The sequence below is a fragment of the Streptomyces nanhaiensis genome (assembly GCF_046614825.1).
Taxonomy (GTDB): domain Bacteria; phylum Actinomycetota; class Actinomycetes; order Streptomycetales; family Streptomycetaceae; genus Streptomyces; species Streptomyces radiopugnans.
Genome location: NZ_JBKJFM010000386.1, coordinates 1 through 608 on the forward strand (window position 1 = coordinate 1; position 608 = coordinate 608).

The 608-nt window shown below is 72.0% G+C and carries 1 protein-coding gene; it reads left to right on the forward strand.

The annotated features are described in order from the left end of the window. Window positions 1-608, forward strand: a 608-nt coding sequence (locus tag ACLIYP_RS30730; protein WP_412716340.1) for a methionine adenosyltransferase domain-containing protein, incomplete at both ends; no start/stop codon positions are given.

A 608-nucleotide genomic window follows, 5' to 3' on the forward strand; every position in this document is an offset into this window, starting at 1 on the left:
ATCGGCTACGACTCCTCCAAGAAGGGCTTCGACGGCGCCTCGTGCGGGGTGTCGGTCTCCATCGGGGCGCAGTCCCCCGACATCGCCCAGGGCGTGGATGCCGCCTACGAGACCCGGGTGGAGGGCGCCTCGGAGGCCGGCAGGGCGGACGAGCTGGACCGGCAGGGCGCCGGCGACCAGGGCCTGATGTTCGGCTACGCCTGCGACGAGACGCCCGAGCTGATGCCGCTGCCCATCACCCTCGCCCACCGCCTGTCCTCGCGGCTCGCCCAGGTGCGCAAGGACGGGGCGATGCCCTACCTGCGCCCGGACGGCAAGACGCAGGTGACCATCGAGTACGACGGCGACAAGGCCGTGCGCCTGGACACCGTGGTGGTCTCCTCCCAGCACGCCTCCGACATCGACGTCGGCGCGCTGCTGGCCCCGGACATCCGCGAGTTCGTCGTGGAGCCGGAGCTGACCGCCCTCGCCCGGGACGGGGTCAAGCTGGACACCGACGGGTACCGGCTGCTGGTCAACCCCACCGGCCGGTTCGAGATCGGCGGCCCGATGGGCGACGCGGGCCTGACCGGCCGGAAGATCATCATCGACACCTACGGCGGCATGGC